This window comes from Bacteroidales bacterium (assembly GCA_035342335.1).
Lineage (GTDB): Bacteria > Bacteroidota > Bacteroidia > Bacteroidales > JAGONC01 > JAGONC01.
In genome coordinates, this window is sequence record DAOQWY010000014.1 from 47,160 (window position 1) to 68,290 (window position 21,131).

23 protein-coding genes are annotated in these 21,131 nt (G+C 41.9%); 16 read left to right on the forward strand and 7 right to left on the reverse strand.

Going from position 1 to position 21,131, the window contains the following annotated elements; translation table 11 throughout:
* Positions 1-169: 169 nt before the first annotated feature.
* Positions 170-928: a Crp/Fnr family transcriptional regulator gene (locus tag PKI34_08440; GenBank protein ID HNS17834.1), complete on the reverse strand. Its 759-nt coding sequence runs from the start codon at positions 926-928 to the stop codon at positions 170-172.
* 111 nt (positions 929-1,039) lie between these two features.
* Here PKI34_08440 and PKI34_08445 point away from each other — a divergent pair, with 111 nt between their 5' ends.
* From PKI34_08445 to PKI34_08520, 16 genes are all read left to right on the forward strand, one after another.
* On the forward strand, positions 1,040-1,465 hold the full coding sequence (locus PKI34_08445) for a DsrE/DsrF/DrsH-like family protein (GenBank protein ID HNS17835.1): 426 nt from the start codon (positions 1,040-1,042) through the stop codon (positions 1,463-1,465).
* Positions 1,466-1,484: 19 nt separating this feature from the next.
* Positions 1,485-1,733 carry a sulfurtransferase TusA family protein gene (locus PKI34_08450; protein ID HNS17836.1) on the forward strand — a complete coding sequence of 83 codons (249 nt, stop codon included), beginning with the start codon at positions 1,485-1,487 and terminating at the stop codon, positions 1,731-1,733.
* A 5-nt stretch (positions 1,734-1,738) separates the two neighbouring features.
* Positions 1,739-2,152 (forward strand): hydrogenase iron-sulfur subunit, encoded by a 414-nt coding sequence (locus tag PKI34_08455; GenBank protein HNS17837.1) that lies wholly within the window; start codon positions 1,739-1,741, stop codon positions 2,150-2,152.
* Positions 2,149-3,450: a CoB--CoM heterodisulfide reductase iron-sulfur subunit A family protein gene (locus PKI34_08460; protein HNS17838.1), complete on the forward strand. Its 1,302-nt coding sequence runs from the start codon at positions 2,149-2,151 to the stop codon at positions 3,448-3,450. Before PKI34_08455 ends, PKI34_08460 begins: the two co-directional genes overlap by 4 nt.
* Positions 3,451-3,509: 59 nt before the next feature.
* Positions 3,510-5,396, forward strand: a complete 1,887-nt coding sequence (locus PKI34_08465) for a CoB--CoM heterodisulfide reductase iron-sulfur subunit A family protein (GenBank protein HNS17839.1) — start codon at positions 3,510-3,512, stop codon at positions 5,394-5,396.
* Between the two features lie 31 nt (positions 5,397-5,427).
* A complete protein-coding gene (locus tag PKI34_08470; GenBank protein ID HNS17840.1) occupies positions 5,428-5,706 on the forward strand; it encodes a hypothetical protein in 279 nt (92 codons plus the stop codon).
* On the forward strand, positions 5,699-6,847 hold the full coding sequence (locus PKI34_08475; GenBank protein HNS17841.1) for a 4Fe-4S dicluster domain-containing protein: 1,149 nt from the start codon (positions 5,699-5,701) through the stop codon (positions 6,845-6,847). The genes PKI34_08470 and PKI34_08475 overlap by 8 nt, the downstream gene beginning before the upstream one ends.
* A 136-nt stretch (positions 6,848-6,983) precedes the next feature.
* The gene (locus PKI34_08480) at positions 6,984-7,676 is read left to right on the forward strand and encodes a Crp/Fnr family transcriptional regulator (protein HNS17842.1); all 693 of its coding nucleotides are present in this window, start codon (positions 6,984-6,986) and stop codon (positions 7,674-7,676) included.
* 305 nt (positions 7,677-7,981) lie between these two features.
* A complete protein-coding gene (locus tag PKI34_08485; protein HNS17843.1) occupies positions 7,982-8,470 on the forward strand; it encodes a hypothetical protein in 489 nt (162 codons plus the stop codon).
* A 52-nt stretch (positions 8,471-8,522) separates the two neighbouring features.
* Positions 8,523-9,059 (forward strand): class I SAM-dependent methyltransferase, encoded by a 537-nt coding sequence (locus PKI34_08490; GenBank protein HNS17844.1) that lies wholly within the window; start codon positions 8,523-8,525, stop codon positions 9,057-9,059.
* A gap of 406 nt (positions 9,060-9,465) precedes the next feature.
* Complete coding sequence (locus PKI34_08495) at positions 9,466-9,786, forward strand: hypothetical protein (protein ID HNS17845.1); 321 nt, start codon at positions 9,466-9,468, stop codon at positions 9,784-9,786.
* Between the two features lie 755 nt (positions 9,787-10,541).
* Positions 10,542-11,198, forward strand: coding sequence for a class I SAM-dependent methyltransferase (locus PKI34_08500; GenBank protein ID HNS17846.1), 657 nt, complete (start codon positions 10,542-10,544; stop codon positions 11,196-11,198).
* 156 nt (positions 11,199-11,354) lie between these two features.
* The gene (locus tag PKI34_08505; protein HNS17847.1) at positions 11,355-13,208 is read left to right on the forward strand and encodes an FAD-dependent oxidoreductase; all 1,854 of its coding nucleotides are present in this window, start codon (positions 11,355-11,357) and stop codon (positions 13,206-13,208) included.
* 36 nt (positions 13,209-13,244) lie between these two features.
* Complete coding sequence (locus PKI34_08510) at positions 13,245-13,469, forward strand: hypothetical protein (GenBank protein HNS17848.1); 225 nt, start codon at positions 13,245-13,247, stop codon at positions 13,467-13,469.
* A 12-nt stretch (positions 13,470-13,481) separates the two neighbouring features.
* Positions 13,482-14,357, forward strand: coding sequence for a pyridoxamine kinase (locus PKI34_08515; protein HNS17849.1), 876 nt, complete (start codon positions 13,482-13,484; stop codon positions 14,355-14,357).
* A 43-nt stretch (positions 14,358-14,400) separates the two neighbouring features.
* Complete coding sequence (locus PKI34_08520; GenBank protein HNS17850.1) at positions 14,401-14,988, forward strand: uracil-DNA glycosylase; 588 nt, start codon at positions 14,401-14,403, stop codon at positions 14,986-14,988.
* A 269-nt stretch (positions 14,989-15,257) separates the two neighbouring features.
* Here PKI34_08520 and PKI34_08525 read toward each other — a convergent pair whose 3' ends face one another.
* The 6 genes from PKI34_08525 to PKI34_08550 all read right to left on the reverse strand — a co-directional run bounded on the left by PKI34_08525 (position 15,258) and on the right by PKI34_08550 (position 21,111).
* Entirely contained in the window at positions 15,258-15,767 is a 510-nt protein-coding gene (locus PKI34_08525; protein ID HNS17851.1) for a NifB/NifX family molybdenum-iron cluster-binding protein, read from the reverse strand.
* Between the two features lie 78 nt (positions 15,768-15,845).
* A complete protein-coding gene (locus tag PKI34_08530) occupies positions 15,846-16,208 on the reverse strand; it encodes a DUF1684 domain-containing protein (protein ID HNS17852.1) in 363 nt (120 codons plus the stop codon).
* A 66-nt stretch (positions 16,209-16,274) separates the two neighbouring features.
* Positions 16,275-17,420 (reverse strand): cytochrome c peroxidase, encoded by a 1,146-nt coding sequence (locus PKI34_08535; protein HNS17853.1) that lies wholly within the window; start codon positions 17,418-17,420, stop codon positions 16,275-16,277.
* Positions 17,421-17,457: 37 nt separating this feature from the next.
* Positions 17,458-18,306: a hypothetical protein gene (locus tag PKI34_08540; GenBank protein HNS17854.1), complete on the reverse strand. Its 849-nt coding sequence runs from the start codon at positions 18,304-18,306 to the stop codon at positions 17,458-17,460.
* Between the two features lie 102 nt (positions 18,307-18,408).
* Positions 18,409-18,783, reverse strand: coding sequence for a hypothetical protein (locus PKI34_08545; protein ID HNS17855.1), 375 nt, complete (start codon positions 18,781-18,783; stop codon positions 18,409-18,411).
* Positions 18,784-18,795: 12 nt separating this feature from the next.
* Complete coding sequence (locus tag PKI34_08550; protein HNS17856.1) at positions 18,796-21,111, reverse strand: TonB-dependent receptor; 2,316 nt, start codon at positions 21,109-21,111, stop codon at positions 18,796-18,798.
* Between the last annotated feature and the right edge of the window lie 20 nt (positions 21,112-21,131).

The window sequence follows — 21,131 nt, forward strand, 5'->3', positions numbered from 1 at the left end:
GGGTTATTTTGACAAAGACAGCCGTATAGCAAAACAATACCTCATTGAGAAGGATAAAAGCCTTTTTTATAAGGAAGCCCGCTTTTTTGGGTTGATAAACTTGTGTATTTTTGTTCCAATCATTCTGGTAATCCCATTGGGGGAAGATATTCCTGGGATTTTTGGTAAATTAACCCTTAGTGGTATTGCTGATCTTATAGAGAATATTTTTGTTTAAAATCTGCAAGGATTTTGAATTAACCTGAATGATCCTGTCCTGGGAAAGATCATGAATCATTCGTGTAATGGTTTCCCGGGTAGTTCCGATAAATTCTCCAAGTTCAGAGCGGGTCAGTGGTAGCTGAAAATCATCGCTCTCAAAAATATAATCAGAAAAAAAAAGCAAGGCCTCGGCAAAACTGGCCATTGAATGATTTTGGGTTTTATTGACACAACGCCTGAAATGCACCACCAGATCATTGCTAAGGATTTTTATTATTTCCAGTGCAAATTTTCCGTTATGTTCTATAAATTCCCTGAAAGCAGTAATATCAATAAAACAAGCATCACAATCCTCTAATGCGGTTACGGAATATTTATGCGTACGGTCGGCAAAAATGGCGGAGATACCGGCAAAGATGGGTCCCTTTTCAATTTTCATGATTCCATCTCTTTCCAGTGGTCCTTTCAAATGGATCTTAATTAATCCTGATTGGATAAAAACTACATTGGTCGTAAAAGCACCCTGTTTGATGATAAGTTCACCCTTTTTAAATTGAATATTGACGCTGTTATCGCATAAAGTGACCAATTCTGTTTCATTCAGTACCTTTATGGAAGAGGATCTCATGATACAGTTCAGGCATTTGTTATTATTTTTACCATAATAAGCCATAGCAGACTGGTATCTATTGAACAAAGTTAATACTTTGGATGTGAAATAAGTCACATTTATTTCAAAGAATTTTCACTCCCAGATGTGGCCGTTTGCACATGGGGATTTAAAGGTGCAAAAGAAAGATTATCCAATTTTGTCATTGTTATTTTAAACACAATAGCTATGGAAAACAAAAAATTATGTATGGCTCTTTTTTCTGGGAGCATTGATAAATTAACGGCGGCCGGCATCATACTCAGCGGGGCAGCTGCCGATGATATGGACGTCGATATCTATGTATTACTTCAGGGTGCAAGGGCCTTTAAAAAGGAAATTGGAGATGATGCCTCCAAATTATCCATGGCTGAATACCCGCATCTTAAGGATGAGTTTATGGAATCGCTTGCCAAGCTGAAGGTCTGCACATGGGTTGAGTTCTTCCGGCAGGCAAAGGAACTGACCAATGTAAAGATCCATATTTGCGGGCTTGCGGGCAAGATCTGGGGAGGTGAGAAGCTGGAAGACTTTATCGATTTAGCCGATGACATTGTGGGAATCGGTTCCTACATGACTGCGGCTCAGGAAGCCGATGTACATTTATTCATTTAATAACAAAAAGGAGATAAAAATGACAAGTGAAGACATCAAAAATTTGAAGATTGCAAAAGTGGTGGATGCACGCGGAACAGCATGTCCGGGCCCGCTCCTTGCAGCAAAAAAAGCAATAGGTGAAATTGCCGAGGGTGATATTATGGAAATACTCTCATCCGACGAGGCTACTAAAAATGATGTGCCCAAATGGGCTGTAAAGAAAGGGTATACTTTCCTGGGTGCCGTTGAAGAGTCAGGATACTTTAAGATTTACCTGAAGAAATAACGGTAATGGCAAGCAACAAGCCCAGGATTCTGGTTTTCTCGACAGAAAAAATTTCAGACCCAGCCATCGACCTGGCAGGGCTTCTAAAAATCCATTATCCATCCAGTGTGTATATGATAACCTTGCCCTGCTCCAGTGGAATAAAACCCAGATGGATATTGCATGCATTCGACAAAGGTTTTGATGGGGTGTTTATCGCAGCGGATGGCAGTGATTGCCCATTCAGCAGTCACTGCGAAAGACTGACCGGGGATATTGTTGCCGGAACACATGAGATCATGAAGGCCAGGGGAATGGATCCTGCCCGGTTGAAAATGGCCGCCATCTGTTCGGTTTGCGCAGAGGCGTTTGCCCGGCACATGAAGAACTTCAATGATCATCTTTCAGAAAACCAGAAAAATCAGGCGATCCCATCATGACTACAGACGCACAGACTCTTTTTGATGCACTGGTGATCGGAGGCGGAATTGCCGGTCAGGAATCTGCATTGGATTTGGCAAATTCAGGATTTAGCATCCTGCTGGTAGAGAAAGACCTGTCGCTCGGTGGAAAGATGATCCATCTGAGCAAAGTGTTCCCCACGCTTGATTGTTCAGCCTGCATCACAACACCCAAGGTTTCCGAAACAGCAAGGCATCCGAACATCCATATCCTCACCTACAGTGAAGTCCGTTCGATTGAAAAGATGTCGGAGCATCAATTTAACATTGTTGTTGAAAAGAAACCACGCTATGTCATAGAATCCGCCTGTACGGGCTGCCAGTTATGTGAGGAAAAATGCCCGGTGGTGGTTCAGGATGAATTTCAATGGGACATGGTCGGAAGAAAGGCTGTTTATGTTCCGTTCAGCATTGCCAATCCAAGGGTGGCCGTAATTGATATAGAAAATTGTATTCTTTGTGGTGCCTGTGAGAAAGCATGTCCTGCAGATGCCATTGACTTTACCCAGGAAATCGAGGAATTGCATTTTACGGTCAAATCAGTGGTGATAGCCTCTGGGTTTAACCTGTTTGATGCACAAAAGATAGAGCGTTATGGATTTGGCAGATTCAAAAATGTGGTCACCTCCATGCAAATGGAACGGCAGCTGGTACCCACCAGGCCTTTTAACGCTGTTTTAAGGCCGGGAGATGGTAAAATGCCCGATAACATTGCCTATGTCCTTTGTACCGGCTCCAGGGATGTCACGGTTGGCAATCCGATATGTTCACAGGTTTGCTGCATGTACTCCATCAAACAGGCACAGCTCCTTATGGGTGCCCTTCCCATGGCAGATATCACGATTTATTATCTTCACATCAGGGCTTTCGGTAAAGGATTCGAAGAGTTCTACATGCAGGCCAAAGGAATGGGGGTGGAATTTATCAAAGGGAAAATCGGCCTGATCCGCGAGGACCCCCATGGGGATCTGATCATACGGTATGAAGATATTGAAAAGGGAAGAGTGAAAGAAGCCAGACACGACATGGTGGTGCTTTCCGTCGGAATAGTACCCAATGAGTTACCTGAAGGTCTTTTCAGGAATCAGAATCTTGAACTGGATTCGTTCCGTTTTATTAAACAGACCGATGAACTTGCCAATCCGTCACAAACATCCATTGAGGGTGTGTATGTTGCGGGTACCGCTTCCGGTCCGATGGATATTCCTGATTCAATTGTATCGGCAGGGGCTGCTTCTTCGCAAACTGCATCTTATCTTAGGAGGGTCTTTCAATGAAAAATCGGATTGGGGTTTATATTTGCCAATGCGGATCCAATATTTCTGATTATGTAGATGTGGAACAAGTCAGGAGCATCATTGAAAAGGAAGAAGGAGTGGTCAGTGCCCGAACCATGATGTTTGCCTGTGCCGACTCCTCCCAGAAGGAAATCATCGACGATATCAAAGCGAATAACCTGGATGCCATTGTCGTAGCATCCTGCTCCCCGAAGCTTCACCTTTTCACCTTCCGGAATGTGGCTGAACGTGCAGGATTGAATCCGTACAACTATGTCCAGGCCAATATCCGGGAACAGGTTTCATGGGCACATTCCAATGATCCGAAGGGTGCCACGGTGAAAGCTATCCAGGTTGTCAAATCTGCGGTGGGCAGGGTCAGGTATTCCCAGGCACTTACCAATCCCGTCATTCCTGCTGAAAACATAGTATTGGTTGTTGGAGCCGGTGTTGCCGGCTTGAGGGCAGCGATTGAACTGACGGATATGGGAACGCATGTTTACCTGATCGAACGTGAATTTTTCATTGGGGGGAGAACTTCCCAGTGGAATACACTTTTTACGACCAATGAAACAGGCCAGGAACTCGTCACCCGATTGTACAAAGAACTGAAAGACAGGAAGAACATAACCCTGTTTACAGGAGCAGATATCATCTCCAATTCAGGAAGAGTAGGCGGTTTTGAGGTAAAAATACGCATTCGCCCCCGCTTCATCAACACAGAATGCCAAAAGAAAGATGAATTGGAATTTGAACGGCAGCTTCAAAAGGCCATTGAATTATGCCCCGTGGAGGTTCCTGATGAATTTAATTTCGGGATAACCACACGAAAAGCGATTTTTAAAAATTTTAAAAGCGAATTTCCGAAATGCCCGGTCATTGATAAAGAAAACTGTACCCGGTGCGGTATCTGTGAAAAAGTCTTCGAAGGGATCGATTTTAATCAAAAAGAAGAGATTCTAACCTTAAATGTCGGGGCTATACTCCTTGCCACCGGCTTTGACCCATACGAACCTGAACCCGGTGAATTTGCCTACAAGGAAATAGAAAACGTTATCACGCTTCAGCAATTCAAGCGATTGATCGAATTAAGCCCCGAAAAGCTGGCCTATAAGAAAAAAATGATCCGGGACATTGCCTATATTTATTGTGTGGGAAGTCGTCAGACAAACGGCACTAGAAAGCACTGTTCCAGGTATTGCTGTACCTCTGCCATTCATACTGCTTCCCTTGTCAGGTCAAAATACAAAGGAATTCATAACTTTCATTTTAATAAGGACATCCGGACCTATGGCAAGCAGGAGATCCTTTATAATGATGCAGCATCCCATGGTGATATTTTCATTGAATTTCCTGAAGATTCACCTCCGGAAGTTAAAATTCACAAGAATGAAACCATTGTCACAGCCAATGATTTGCTGACCAACCATATGGATCTGAACGTTAAAGCCGATCTGGTCGTGTTAGTAACAGGCATGGGCCCGCGTAAAAACAACACCATTGCCGATGTCTTAAAAGTACCCATCGGACGTGATAAATTCTTTAACGAAGTTCATCCGAAACTCAAACCGGTGGAAACAGTTATTGATGGGATCTATATTGCCGGAGCCTGCCAGGCCCCCTTCAATATTACGGAAGCCGTGAGGTCATCCCTGACCGCGGCGGCAAAAGCCAATGCTCTCCTTAAAAGAGGAGAAATCATTCTTGAACCCACCAAGGCTGTCATCCATAAAGATCGCTGCTCCGCTTCCGGTAAATGCATTGAAGTATGTCCGTATGGTGCCTTGGAAATGGTTATGAAGAATGGTAAAAAACTGGCAGTGGTGACCGAATCCAAATGCAAAGGTTGTGGGATGTGCCTGCCTGTGTGTCCGGAAAATGCTATCGAGCTCATCGGGTATTCCGACAAAGAAATCGAAACAATGATCGAAGCCCTGGCTGATTGAATCATCAATGCCTCAGTGAATACTACCCAATATGTCGAAGACAATCGATACGATCAAAAAGATGAGAGATGTTTCGGAAATTACCCGAAACAAGAGTAAAGAGTACCTCAGGATCAGGAAACTGATTAAAAAGTCCCTGGAGTCCGGTGATAAAACCATTCCGGAAATTGCCGCAGAGACAGGCCTTTCATCGGATGTGGTCACCTTCTATCTGATGACGCTGCGAAAATTTCATGAAATTGCAGAAGCTGTTCTGGATGACAGGGATGAATATTTTTATTATCGTTTAAAGGGCACAGCGCATGAGTAATATCAATCCAAAGTTTTCAACGGAACTGAAAAAATTTGGTGTGGAAGGGTTCAATGCCTGCTACAATTGCGGTAACTGTACGGCGGTTTGTTCCCTCTCAACAGAACAGAATTCATTCCCAAGAGAAATGGTGCGGTTCAGTGTTCTTGGGCTGGAAAAGGATATTGAGGCTTCAACAAAACCCTGGCTCTGCTACTATTGCGGGGAATGCTCCGAAACCTGCCCCCAGAATGCCCAACCTGCCCAGTTAATGATGGGGCTCAGAAGATACCTGACTGCCAGATACGATTGGACAGGATTAGGATACAAACTCTATACATCAAAATTATGGGAGTTCGGTTCCATTATTTTCCTGGCAGCTATTATTCTGGTGCTTTTCGTACTCTTCCATGGGCCCATGACAACCGAACTAACAGACCAGGGTGGGGTTAAGTTAAATACCTTTGCACCCTGGAAACAGATTGAAATAGGGGACTGGATCATGGCCGGGCTATTGAGTTTTTTCCTGCTTACCAACATTGGTAACATGTACCTGAAGATCCTGCGGAATAACAAGGGAGTGCGGATACCTTTTAAACTTTATTTCACAGAATTCTGGAAATTAATCCTGCATTTTGCCTCTCAAATTGAATTTTCAAAATGCGATACTTTGCGTAGTGGCAAAAAATTTACCGTACAACCCTATTGGATCATTCACTGGTTTCTGATGAGCAGTTATGTAATCATGTTCATCATGATTGTTGTTTTCCTGGGCTGGTTTCAAACCGATATCATCCATCCCTGGATTCATCCTCAGCGATTGCTGGGATACTATGCAACACTTGGCCTGATCATCGGTGTTGTTTACTTTCTCTGGCAACGCTTCCGTAAAAAATCAGAAAAAAGCAAACAAACCCATGTCACCGACTGGACGTTTTTAGTATTGCTTCTATTGACAACCGTTTCAGGAATACTTGTTCATATCTTCAGAGTCAACGGGATGCCTTATCCAACCTACTATGTGTATGTTTTTCATCTTATGGTGCTGTTCCCGATGCTTATGATCGAAGTTCCTTTTTCAAAATGGTCTCACCTGGCTTATCGTCCATTTGCCCTCTATTTTGAAGCGCTGATCACTTCGGCTAAAAAACTCAAAAATTGATCTTTATTTTCTTTCTATTCCCTGGCCTTTTTATGAAATAAAAGTGATGACGTATTAATCAAAATTGTATATTTATAATCCAAAAATAAGTATTTAAACGGAATTACATATTGATATCTCAACTATCGCTTCTGAAATGGACAGATATGTAATAAAAACGAATTGTAACGATTGTTATGCCCGTTCTGATTGTTTTATTCAAAAAATAAAAAAAATAGAAGAATTCTTCAATCTACAAAAAACCCATATTCCTTATAACAAGGGAGAAACAATTATAAAAGAAGGATCCCATGTAACCGATATATTATATATTATAGATGGGTTGGTAAAAGTATATATAGAAAGCCCGGACAAAAATATTATTATAAAACTGCTTAAATCAAAGGATTTCATTGGATTGACATCTTTGTTTGGTGACGACACCTATTATTTCTCTGCCTCTGCATTGAAAGAAACCCGGGTTTGTTCCATTGACCGTGAAAGTATTAAAGATTTAATTAATCAGTGCTGTGATTTTGCCCGTCAGCTCTCTAGCTGGTATTGTAGAGACTACAACCTTATGCTGACCAAATGTTTAAATTTAGGCCTCAGGCAATTGAATGGCAAGCTTGCAAATACGTTGCTATATTTGAATCAGGAAGAATTTAAAGCAATCGATGTGTTTTCTCATATCAGCAGAAACGATTTGGCTGAATTATCAGGAATGTCGATGGAAAGCGTTGTCCGGATTTTATCCGAATTTAACAATGAAAATATAATTGAACTAAAAGGGAAAAGAATTGAGATCAAGAACCTGAAATTGTTAGAAGATATAAACCAAAAAGGGTAATCTGCAACTGGAATTCCCGTACCCTCGTTTGGCTCCATATCGAAAATAGAAAAACTCCTTTAAAAAATGAAGGGCCGGTCAGGCTTCATAAAGCCAATTTTAGAGGCCAAAGTAATACCGGGAGCTGATTGTGCTTTTTCAGCTCAATAAATAATTTGATAAATCTCAATGTTTTATTTATTCTAAAAACCCCTAACTCCTTTATAATTAACCATATAAAGGTTGTAATTTTGTATATGGCTGTTTTTAAACAGCACATTCGGTCTCAACGACCGAAGCTCATTCAATAAAGAAAGGGGGAAATCATGTATAAACCAAAAAGTGAGATCATCGGACAGATTCAGTCGTATCATGCACAGGTAGCTAAACTGTACCGTGAGATTTATGAAAAGACAGAAGATGACAAAATGAGATCATTAATTTCTGACCTGTATGAACTTGAAAAGTCTCGTGAGGATTATCTTGAGAAACACAGGAAAATCGCAGAGGCAATGAATTGTTATCTGGATTTTCCCTGTGAAAAATTATCAAATCAGATCGCTGAGTGCCTCAATGAGGTCCATGCAGGGTGTACAATGGCCATTGAAGACTTAATCAAACTCGAAATTCATTTTGACAATTGTCTTATCAAGCTGTATAATATATTAGCATCTGAAGACAGGCTGAGCGAAACGGTCACTAATATATTTTACTATATGCTGAAAAAAACGAAAAAGGAAGAAACCACCCTTGCCGGTTTGCTATGTAGCTCAAGAAGCAAGGTCCATTTGAGGGTTTCAGCCCCAATGGTTTAACCCATAACCGTTTGATGATCATCATTTTGCGTTCCTGTCGGAAATAGAAGCCATCCGTAAGGTTCTGCCATCCAAGGGAAGGGGTGTCGAAATTGGCGTTGGCAGCGGGCTTTTTGCTTCTGCTTTAGGAATTAAGGAAGGGTGCGACCCTTCTGCAAATATGCGTACAAAAGCCATTGAACGAGGAATTAATGCAATTGAGGGTATTGCCGAAAACCTTCCCTACGAAGATGAAAGCATTGACTTTACTGTAATGGTAACTACCATTTGTTTTGTTGACGATGCCCGGAAAACGTTTCAGGAAATAAAGAGAATTCTGAAACCAGGTGGGGAAGTTATTGTGGCATTTGTTGATAAAAACAGCCCGGTTGGGAAACTATATCTTCGGGGAAAAGAAAACAGCCTTTTTTATAAAGATGCTAACTTTTTCAGTACGGAAGATATCTATAAACTATTGTGGGATAGTGATTTTACAAATGAACAAACCTGCCAGACCATTTTTGGAGCGCTCGACGATATTAAAGAAATCCAGCAACCTGAAAATGGCTTTGGTAAAGGAAGTTTTGTGATAATTAAAGCAAAAAGATGAAATGTAATTAAAATGACATTGGATGCGCCATTTCTTACAGCGAAGGATCGTGATTTTATCCTGGGAGGAAACAAAATCATTCTTAAAGGATTGGTATTGGTAATTGGTTAAATCTATAACATTTTATGCTGGGCATACCGGGTACCGAAAAAACAAATTAACCACACAAACATCTGGACCTGAATGAAATTGCCGGTGGAATAAGTTCTTTTGCAAAGCAATACTCCGGCAAACTGGTAACCGAAACCATGCTAATAAAAGGCTTAAATGATTCTCGTGACGAATTAATACATACCGACCTCACTATTGAAACAAACAACAATTTCTTAGACTCACTAATTGAAGATAAACTCATTGAAAAGCTACAATATAGTGGCCATAATTACTACCTGAGAAAATTCAAAAGATGACCGCATCACGAAACACATCGACCCATAATTTTTATGCCTTTTTGTGGCGTGCCCGTTTTCTGGGTCTGGCCCAAAATTTTATGGATGTTGATACGGTTATTCCTGCCATGCTTGTCGAATCGGGTGGAAAGGCTTTTCATGTTGGCATCATGACCGCCAACATGTTGGATGGGTCAAGTTTCACCCAATTGTTTTTTGCCCCTTACATCAGCAATAAACCCTTTAAAAAGAAATTTCTGCTTCTGGGCATTAATTCACGCATACTTTCACTTTTTGCCCCGGGATTCATTTTATTTTTTTTCACGGTCACCAACTGAAATGGATACTCTGGCTTATTTTTTTATTCATCTCGATTTTTTCGCTGGGCGGCGCTTATACCAACATCAGTTATACCGATATCTGGGGAAAACTGTGAATGAAGATAAAAGAAAAGTGTTCTTTTCTACCAAACAGATCATTGTGGGAATTGTCGTTTTGTCCTCATCCTTTCTGGCTAAGAAAATATTGAACTCTTCGGCATATCCGGTAAATTTTGCATTTATGTTATTCGCGGGGGCATCATTACTTCTGATTGCATCGGGAGGGTTTTGGAAGATAAAAGAAAATATCCCCTCAACATCGAAAATTAAAGGTTTTAGAGAATTTATTAAAACACTACGATCCGATGTAAGAAATTTGTTTACACACCAACTGTAAAAACGGTCGACGATGCATTTGAAAATAACCTGCCGGCGCATTTCGAAAATGTTCAAACAGCCTTTATACAGGTTGAACAGGAAGATGTTGAAAGAGATAAAGATGTTGAAACAAAATTGGTAAAAAACCTGAAATGGATATGCGGGAAAAACCAGGTAAAAGAAGTTGTTCTGCACTCGTTTGCACACCTTTCGGACAGCAAAGCCGAGACTGATTTTACGAAGCATTTTTTTGACAGGGTGGAGGAACGTATGAAAAATGCCGGTTATGAAGTACATCAAACGCCTTTCGGGTATTTTCTCGATTTACAGGTTGATGCCCCCGGCTTTTCCCTTACAAGGGTTTTTAAAGATATTTAACATTAAAAATAATGGATATGAATGAAAAAATTTACCCCGATTCCGGGGTTGAACTCAAAGAATTTGTCGCCCGAAATTACGATAAGGTAATGAATATAGGTTCAATAGGGCTGTACAATGGATTCATAAAAAAAGCTATTAGCGACATGGGTATCCTGCCCGATGACCAAATACTTGATTTAGGTTGCGGAACCGGCAGAAATGCCAAACTGATGTTAGGCTATCTGAAGGAGAAAGGCCATATTACAGGATTAGACATTTCGGAGCATATGGAAAAGCAATTTAAGCGAAAATTTGAAGGGGATAAACGAATAGACTTTATAAACCAACGCGTTGATATTCCATTTAATTTGCAAAAAACATATGATACGATTTTTATCAGTTTTGTTATCCATGGTTTCCCGCATGAAATTCGCAGTACTGTAATTCAAAATGCTTTTGATCATTTAAAACCCGGCGGTACTTTCCATATTCTCGATTTTGCAGAATTTGACATGGATAAAATGCCCGGCCTTCACCGCTTTATCTTTAAAAAAATAGAATGCAAATACGCTTTCGATTTTATTGAGAGAAATTGGAAAGAGATTTTGAATAAAACTGGCTTCGATAATTTTACCGAGCATTTTTATTTTAAAAAATACGTTCGGTTACTAAGCGCTCAAAAAAATGGCTGATAATTCAAATAAGCCCGAATTAATAGCAGTACCCACTAACGATGGAACAACTATTTTCCCAAAAATGCTGGGCATGGCTAAATACTGTTACATTTATTCTGCAACCAGTGCTTACAGATAACAAATAGAAAAAACAGAAGTAAAAATTCTACAACTATGATAAACCTGAAAAATAAATTTATAATGGCTCCATTAAAATTGGGGTATGCTCATGGAGATGGATTGGTAAATGAGAAACATCTTTTTTTCTATGAAAAAAGAAGCAACTATTTAGGGGCAATTATCCTGGAGCCACTCTATCTCGATTCCGGACTGCGTGAGATTCCCACACAGCTTGGAATAGACAATGACGATAAAATACCAGGACTATCTAAGTTGGTTAACGTACTTCATAAAAATGGAGTTAAAGCAATCGCGCATCTTAACCATCCGGGAAGAATGGCAAATCCCAATTTATCCGGTAATTATTTTATTTCTTCCACCAACAAACCCTGTGAAAATGGTGGGGCTGTGCCGGAAATGATGGACCGCGAAATGATGGACAACGTAATTAACAACTTTGTTGAAGCAACGCAACGGGCAGTTCATTGTGGTTTTGATATGATTGAACTGCAGTTCGGGCATGGTTATCTGCTTGCACAATTTTTATCGCCTTCGGTAAATAATCGTTCTGATAACTATAATGGCACTCTCGAAAACAGGGCGAAGTTCCCTCTTGAGGTACTGAACGCCGTGAAAAAAGCTGTAGAGATTCCTTTAATTGCCCGGATTAGTGGAGATGAAATGATAACTCAGGGCTTTCATATAGATGAAATGATTCAATTTTCATTACTCCTTAAAAAAAATGGGATAGAAGCTATTCATGTGTCAGCCGGTTCATCATGTTCGACACCCCCCTGGTTTTTTCAGCACATGTTTGTACCTAAAGGGAGAACATGGGAACTGGCAGGTAAAATAAAGTCAGAAGTGAAAATGCCGGTAATATTTGTGGGGCAGGTCAACACCATTAAAGATATTCAATTGCTCGAGCAGAAATATCATGCCGATTATATTGCTTTAGGCCGTGCACTGGTAGCCGATCCTGATTTCCTTGGCAAATTCTTTGGTTTGGAGAGTGGAAACATTAGGCCATGTCTTGCATGTTCAGAAGGATGTCTTGGCGGGGTTAAATCAGGGCAGGGACTTCAATGTCTTGTAAATCCTGAAGCAGGTAGGGAAACTGAGGTTTTTGAAATAACAAAACAAGCTAAACAATTTGCTATAATCGGGGGTGGGTTATCAGGAATGGAAGCTGCAATAATTTTGAAAAGGAGAGGGCATAATGTTGACCTTTTTGAAAAAAATAAATTGGGAGGACAGTTTAATTTAGCCCCATTGACTCCCAATAAAAAATCAATGGGGCGTTTAGTCCCCTATTTCGTTGAGGAATTAAAAAATAATGGCATAAATATAATTTATAGGGAGGTTATAAAGTCAGATATTATGGGCAAGTACGATGGGGTGATATTTGCGACTGGCTCTAAACCAAAAGTCCCATCCATTGCCGGGTTAAATAAATATTATTGGGCGGATATTCTGCTGGAAGAAAATATACCGGAAAATAAAAAAATATTGATTATTGGCGGAGGATTGATTGGTGTTGATATAGCTACAGCTTTAATAGCGTTAAACAATAAAGTAATTATTGTTAAAAGGACAACTGATTTTGGGGAAGATATGGAAATGATTGCTAAAAATCTTTCATTAAAAATGATGAAAGAAAAAGGAACCGTTTTCAGTGATCATACTAATATTAAAAAGATAGAAGGGAAAACCGTTTTTGCAGAGAAAAATGGAGAGAATATTCAGTTTGAAGATATAGATACAGTTGTGGTTTCTACGGGTATGGAAAGCTATATCCCGTTTAAACCCGAATTTAAAATACCTGTGTATTATATCGGCGATGCCAAATCGGTGGGGAAAGCCCAAAATGCTATTTATGATGCCTACAAATTGGCCCTAACATTATAAAAAGTAAATGAATCTATAAATAGTAACAATTCAAAAATGAACAATCTCGATAAAAACGATGATTGCTTTCAGGTAACCAGTAAACTTATCGGCGAGAAAAAATATAGAGAAGCTATTGGTTTTTTGCAAAAAATAATAGAGACAGATAATAAGAATAAAAAAGCGATAGCTCTTTTGGAACATCTTAAAAAAATAATGGAATACCAAAACAGGGATATATTTGGTTCAACGAATTTAGACATGGATCCCTGGCTGGAATAAAGCAATAATAAAATGCTATCACAACCACCTGTAAAACAAATTGCTGCCATACACGACCTTTCAGGTTGTGGGCGAACTTCGTTATCAGTTGTTATCCCTATCTTGTCGGCCATGGGAATTAAAGTGTGCCCGCTGCCTACTGCCATATTATCCTCACACAGCCGGTACGAAGGATATCACTTTGTTGATCTCACATATCATATGCAGCCTGTTATTGACCACTGGAAAAAACTAAACGTTTTTTTTGACGCCATTTACAGCGGTTTTTTAGGCTCTCATAAACAAATCCGCATTGTTCAGGGAATGATCGATACATTTACCAATGAAGGCCAGCTTGTTGTTATTGACCCGGTTCTTGGAGATAATGGCAAAATGTACGGCCCGATTAAAAAAAAAATGGTATCGGAAATGAAGTCTTTAATTCAAAAGGCCAATATTATAACGCCAAATTTAACCGAATCATCGCTGCTACTGGGAAAACCTTTTAAATCCGATATCAGTGAGAAAGATATTAAAGAATGGATGTTACAATTATCGGACATGGGGCCGGAAATAGTTGTTATTACAAGTGTTCCCGATAAAACTCCCGGCAAAAAATTCTCGGTAATTGCTTATAACAGGAATGACTCCCGATTCTGGAAAGTACCTATTGATTATATCACGGCTGATTTTCCCGGCACCGGTGACTGTTTTACCAGTGTGTTAACAGGTTCATTGTTGCAGGGCGACAGTTTGCCCATAGCGCTCGAAAGGGCAGTGCATTTTATATCGTATGGTGTTAGGGCAACGTTTGGATACCGCTATGACCAAAATCAGGGAATATTACTGGAAAGGGTACTTAACCGGTTAAATTCCCCAATGTCTGTTAGTAGCTATGAGATTATATGACAAAACCGGGATTTTTGTTTATTTCATGTAACACATAATCAATATGAATCCTGAAATAGCAACGCTTAAAGAAGAAATATTACAATGCACAAAATGCGAATTGGCTAAAACACGCCACCATGTGATTTTTGGAGAAGGCAATACAAATGCCTGTATCTTAATCATTGGCGAAGCCCCGGGCAGGGATGAAGATTTGCAGGGAAGGCCCTTCGTTGGTAAATCGGGACAGTTGCTCGACAAGATATTGGATGCCTGCGGGTTTACCCGTAATGAGCATGTTTTTATCAGTAATATTGTAAAATGTCGGCCCCCCGACAACAGGGTTCCAACACAACAGGAAGCATCTGTTTGCATGCCCTGGCTGTTAAAACAGATTGAACTGATAAATCCGAAAATACTGATATTACTTGGCGCTACGGCATTAAAATATATGGCAGGACCAGAATATCGAATTACACGTGAACGCGGAAACTGGCTTAACTGGCAAAACAGACTGGCCATGCCGGTCTACCATCCTGCAGCCCTGCTGCGCGACCCTTCGTTAAAACGTGATACATGGAACGACTTTAAAAAAATTGTTTTCAAATACCGTGAGCTGGTCGACCCGCAGCATTACTCGGAACACGTGTAAAAACATGTTCCTGCTGAAATGCATAAACGAAACCGAAAATCTCTTTAATTTCTTTCGTCTCAGGCAAAACATCCTGTATCAATTTCAGATAACGGTGTTCCTTGCTGAATACAGTCTTTTGGCTTTGGTTAATTTTTGCAATAGCACTTGAGTATCCCCTTAATCTCTCGATCGAGGCCTGCACCGAAAATTGCATCGATAATGACATCGGCGCTTTGAACAGCATCCTTTACCATAGAAATATCCTAAAGGTCAAATTACTACAATTCTCAACTTCTGCCTCTCCTGCCTTTACCACCCCCCATTCCTTTGCCCATTCCTTTGCCCATTCCTCCGCCCATTTTTCTTCCCATTCCTCTGCCATCTTTTTGTCCCATGCCCATGCCTCTTCCTATTCCACGTTCCCCATCCCTATCTCCTGCTTTGCGTGCTGAATGAATCCCATCTTTTAAGGTTGGCTCTATCAATATCGGAACTTCGTCATCCTTAACTTTTTTTACTGCCGCGTTAACTGACATATTACGGCACAGGTAAACTTTACAGCCGTAAGATAATATTTCGTTATATGATGACGGGCCGATATTGCCGACAATAACCTTTTTTACATCCGGGGTAATAAATTTTCCGACGTTTTGATCTTCATCTTTACCAACCCCTGAGAAAGCTTCAAATTCCATAGTCTGCGGATCTATTATCAGGAAATATCCTGAATGACCGAATCTGCCTGATACTTTTGAATCCAATGTATCACCTGATGATGCAACTAAATATTTTTCCATAATCTGAATCCTTTTAATAAATGGTTAATATTGTAAATATCGAATTCTTTGGCAATAGTCTTTTTTTATGCTAAATTACTATTTCCCAATTATATAGTTTTTCTCGCCGGCACGCACCGGTACGTCGAGCCAGTTTCCCGGATCAATATAAGGGCAGGCATAATTTTCACCATATGCACACATATCACCCGTATTTGCAGTATTCCCGGTATAAACATAATTAAGGCCGGCTTCTATGCCAGTTTCCTTAGCTGCCCGTAAGGTTTTTAATGGTGTTGCAGGTACTTCCTTCATTTTATAGGCGGAGAAAAAACTGCTGATATGCCAGGGTACATCCGCCCCCAGTTCAACAGCTACAAAATTTGCCATATCTCTAATTTCTTTCAAATCGTCATTAATTCCGGGTATAATCAAACTGGTAACCTCAAGCCAGATATTCATTTGTTTTATTTTTTTTAAGATTATCGAGTACAGGTTGGGATCGAAGCATTTCCACTAGGGGTATTTTTATGGTCCATTTGGGTCGGAAAAGGCCGGATTGTGTATGAAAACCGTATCGGTCAGTGTCATCAGGAAGGACTTCAGGTCCGCTTTCTCTTTGGGGGTAAGTTGCACCCCTCCCCGTGCGATATGATGCATCAGCGGGTCAATGTTAGGTGACCAGACAAGATAGTGCGAGTAAAAATCGATGACCTCGTCAAGCGTCTTATAACGGCCATCATGCATATAGGGTGCTGTCAGGGCAATATTGCGGAGCGTGGGCGCTTTGTAGGCGCCCAGGTCGGATAGATTACCGGTGATGTGATACCGGTCGCGCGGATCCTCAAATTCGCCCGTGAAAAGGGAATCCTTGCCGTTATTGTAGTAAAGATTCGTTGTCCACAGGGGATTGCCAAAGCCGCCGTGGCAGTGAAAACAGTCAGCCCCTTCTTCCGTAGTAAAGAGAATATAACCCGATAATTCAGATTCGGTCAGCTGCTCCTCTCCCCTCATATAGCGATCAAACTTGCAATCTTTCGATACGAACGTGCGGATGAATTGAGCAATGGCCTTGCTCATACGGTCTACCGTCACATCTTCTGAGCCGAATGCTTTTGCGAAAAGCTCCGGATATCCCTTCACGCTCCGGATCAGTGCTTTGGTGCGGTTGGTGTCGCCCGCCATCTCATGGGGAGCCACAATCCCCATCCAGACCAGTGCTTCCAGGTTCTGTTGCAAGGGGGACGGGTTTTCCTTCGAAATCAGCCCGTTCCATAAATATCCGTTATCGTTCCATACCAGGTTGATCAAGGGAAGCATATAATGGGGTGTCTGCTTTCCTGATAATCCGAATGTCGTTCCACCGGTATACTTCGGGTGATCGATGCCACACTCGAACGAGTTGGACTGAAGATGGCAGGTTGCACAGCTCATCATCGAATCCGGATCGGTCCGTCCTGACATGCGGCCGTCGTAGAACAGGTATCTGCCCAGCTCGATCCCTTCCACCGTCATGGGATTGTCATCGGGGATATTCAATTTTGTGGGATAAAACATCGGGATGTCGAAGAAATAGGGGGTGGGTTGATAGTCTACCTCCTCCTCACGCTGGCACGATACCAGGAACAACTGGCAACTAACAATAAAAAGAAATATAGAAAGCAGTCGATTCATACACTAAAATCAAAGAGCAAAGAGCAAAAAGCAAAACTCAAAAGTTAATTTTCACATTTGATTTTTGAGTTTTGCTCTTTGATATTAAAATCGTGAACACTCCTTCCTTTCCGTTCTCACATCCTATCCGCATGCATTCCTGGCATTGCATGATATTAAAAGGGAACGTAGAAAGGTCGATGGGATGGGGATCAGTGAACCAATGCTCAATGTTCATGCTGACGGCTGCATGCAGCGTATCTCCGGCTGCCATCTGAAAGGAGGATCCGGGCAATGTCACCCGGAAATTATTGTGCACAAATCCGGTAATGTCGTTCACATTGATTGTATCCCCGGAATAGATCTGTCCGATACCCAGGTGAAATTCGAACGGGACGTTTTGTGCCATACCGTCGTTAAGCCATTTCCCGTTTAGTTTCAGATAATGATAGCCTCCCCCCAGCACATCCGGCCAGAACATGTCCCTTTCGGGAGGATTTACAAACATCAGGGAAATATTTTTTTCAGGGCTGATTCCAAACATAAAGGATATGGAATCGTAAGAACCCGGTGGGATCTTGTCGAAAACCTCCCACGTCATGGTCGAAGGAAGATCATGATCCACATAATGCATGTCTTCCCAGTCATCGATCAGAAAATGAGAACCATCGGACTGATGGAAGATCACATCGGAAATGAAATACTGAACCTCGGTGATCAGGTAGTGATTGCCCGCAGCGTTTGTGTAGATCATGGTGTCAATGACAAGCAGCTCGCCGGCAACCTGGTGATGGAATGTAACTATGATCTTGCCATGGTCCGTGGGCTCCGGCTCAGGTTCATCGCCGCCACAAGCCCACATCATGGAAACCACTACCCATACCATCACGATAAAAAGATTCCTCATACTCATCTAACGTTTCCTTTTCATAATCATTATGCCTTTCTCCTCTCTCCTTTCTCCTCTCTCCTCTCTCCTCTCTCCTCTCTCCTTTCTCCTCTCTCCTCTCTAGTACGGCACCGTCCCCGACACGACCACAAAATTCGAGGTATCATACCGGCTTGAAGCTTCCCTGAAGATTTTGCCATCCAACATGATCCGTACCTTGATTTTCGAATTTACGTCATAATAATTGGCTGAAATAAAAAGGATCTCTCCCGGATCCGCCTCAAATGTATACTTCCAGACATCTGATTCACTATCCGTTGAAACTTTTTCGAAAACCACATTCCCCTCATCATTTCGATAACGCACATCAAATCCGGAATCGGAATCAGTGATGCTGTAAGTGATCGTGACTTCCTGTATGGCCTTGTTGCATGAGATCAGCGGAATGATCGCCAGTATGGATAACACCAGCAGATGGCGAATTAAATTCATCATAAGTCATCAATACTATATACTGAATATTAAATTTACATAAAAGTTTCTCCCCGGTTCATAAAGGTCATAGGTGTTGCCGATAATTCTTCGGCTCAAATGCTCATAATAGGCCTTATCGAAAATATTATCGACACCGCCTGTGATGGTAAAATGAGCATTATGATAATAGGAGCAGGAGAATCCTGCAACGAAAAAGCCAGGAGTGGTCTGCTCATAAAATGCCTTTGAAACATGGTTCTGATGGGCTGCGATCCGGCCTTTTATTTTTGGTAACAGCCTCCCCTGTAAGAATTTATATCCAATAACAAGGGTGGATTCAAAAGGAGGAATCTCGGATAATGGATCATTGTTTATGGTCTCTGTGCCGGAAACCTCCCCCTGATCACTGATGATATGCCGAACTGCCTCGTTAATGGTGGCACGGGTATAGGCTGCGATAAAATGAATATACCATTCACTGGAAGGTGTGGACGCATAAGTGAGTTCAAAGCCTCTGAAACGGGCCCTATCGGCATTATAGAACTTCTTGACACCGATCACGCCGCTGGTAGCCGGTTTTTGTTCAACCGGCGGGACAATCTTCCCCGTAATATAATCGGTCACCAGGGAATAAAATCCGTTGACTTCAAAATTTCCGATGTTCGGATCCTTGAACCGGGCTGTGAGATCAACCTGGTTATTGGCTTCCGGTTTCAGCGATGGATTGCCAAGGTAGTCGTAATTGTCGTACCCTACAGGCAAGAGGGTGATGAACCGCTCGGTCATGTCAGGACTTCTGATCCCCCTTCCCAGTGTAAGGCTAAGGGAAAGGGTTGGATTTATCCAGCACTCAAATCCGCCACTGGCACTGAAATTAACGTATTTTGATTCATTATTGTCGTTAAAATAAATGACCGTACCCATTTTCTCAAACGTGATATCGTCGGAATTGGCCTGGTTCAAATCAAGACGTGCTGATGCTATGACATCAAATGGTGTGAGGGATTTGCGAAACTCAGCAAAGAATCCCAGATTGGCGATGACCGCATTGTTCCATATCTGTTCCGTATGGGATGGCATGGTCGGTTGCATGATGAGGGTTTTGACGCGGTCACCGTCTTTGGTGATATGCTCAAAGTCAACGCCCATCAGCAGATTATAGTTTCCGTTGTTAAAACCTCCTTCCAGCCTGCCACCGGTATTAAAAGCCTGGACGATGGTCACTGCCACTACGGTATCTGAATTGGGCCTGTCCTTATTGTCCATGGTATGCTTCACATCCGAACGGTAAAGTTTTACCTTTACAGGCAAGGCCAGTTCTGAAGGATGATCCCAGGTATAATCCAGCGACATCAGCTTTGTTTTATCTTCCCGCATATCCATCGGTAATGCCGGGAAGGCAACATCCTGTCCCATAGAGTAGAGGTAAGAAAACAGCAATTTATGTTGTTTTCCCGGTGTGATGCCGAATTGCCCCTTAACATTGTATTTTTTGCTTTCTGCCTTCACCCGGTTCCCGTTTCCGTCCACATAATCTCCATTTTGCTTGTTATTTCCCGACAGGCTGAAATTCACCAGCCGGTTGGCGCCATTCAGGATCAGGTGCTCTCTTGCCCCGGACGGATTACTCGTATATCCGATCAAAGCAGATCCGTCAATGGAAAACCGTTCACTGAAGCCGGGTTTATGCGTCCTGAGGTTGATGATTCCCCCAAAGGAAGGACCATAGCGGAAGGCATACGGCCCTTTCAGGATCTCCAGGCTCCGAAGGTCCTCAAGATCAATATGGGAGGCCGCCGGATCCATTCGGTTGGGGCAACCGCCTTCTATTTTCTGGCCATCGTCAACCTGAACGTTCAGCTGGCTGTATTTAAATCCACGGATAACCGGATCAACGGTCGAGCCACCCTTGCGTATGCCGGAAACATTTGGAACACTGCGTATGTAAGTGCCGATGTCGGTGACAGAAGACTGGATGATTTGATTTTGATGGACTGTCGACCGGACATAGGGTACCTTCATAGAAGAAGGGTCATCATAAAGTCCTCTGACCTCTATGCCTTCGAGTGTTTTGATCTCCGGTTTGAGAAGGATCTCCAGATGGGTTGTATCCCCCTGCTGCAACGTGATTTTATGAGTATGGGCAAAATAACCCATATGCTTGATCTCCAGTACATATGCGCCAGGTTTGATTCCATCCAGAATGAATTTTCCCCAGGGGTCGGTCACTGTGCCTCTTTCACTGGACTTCAGGAGAATGGCAGCACCAAGGAGGGGGGATTTCGTTTCACTGTCCAGAACGCCACCCTGAATGACACATTGTCCATTGCCCTGTAAATGAAAGACCAAGAGGCAAAGGCAAACTGGAA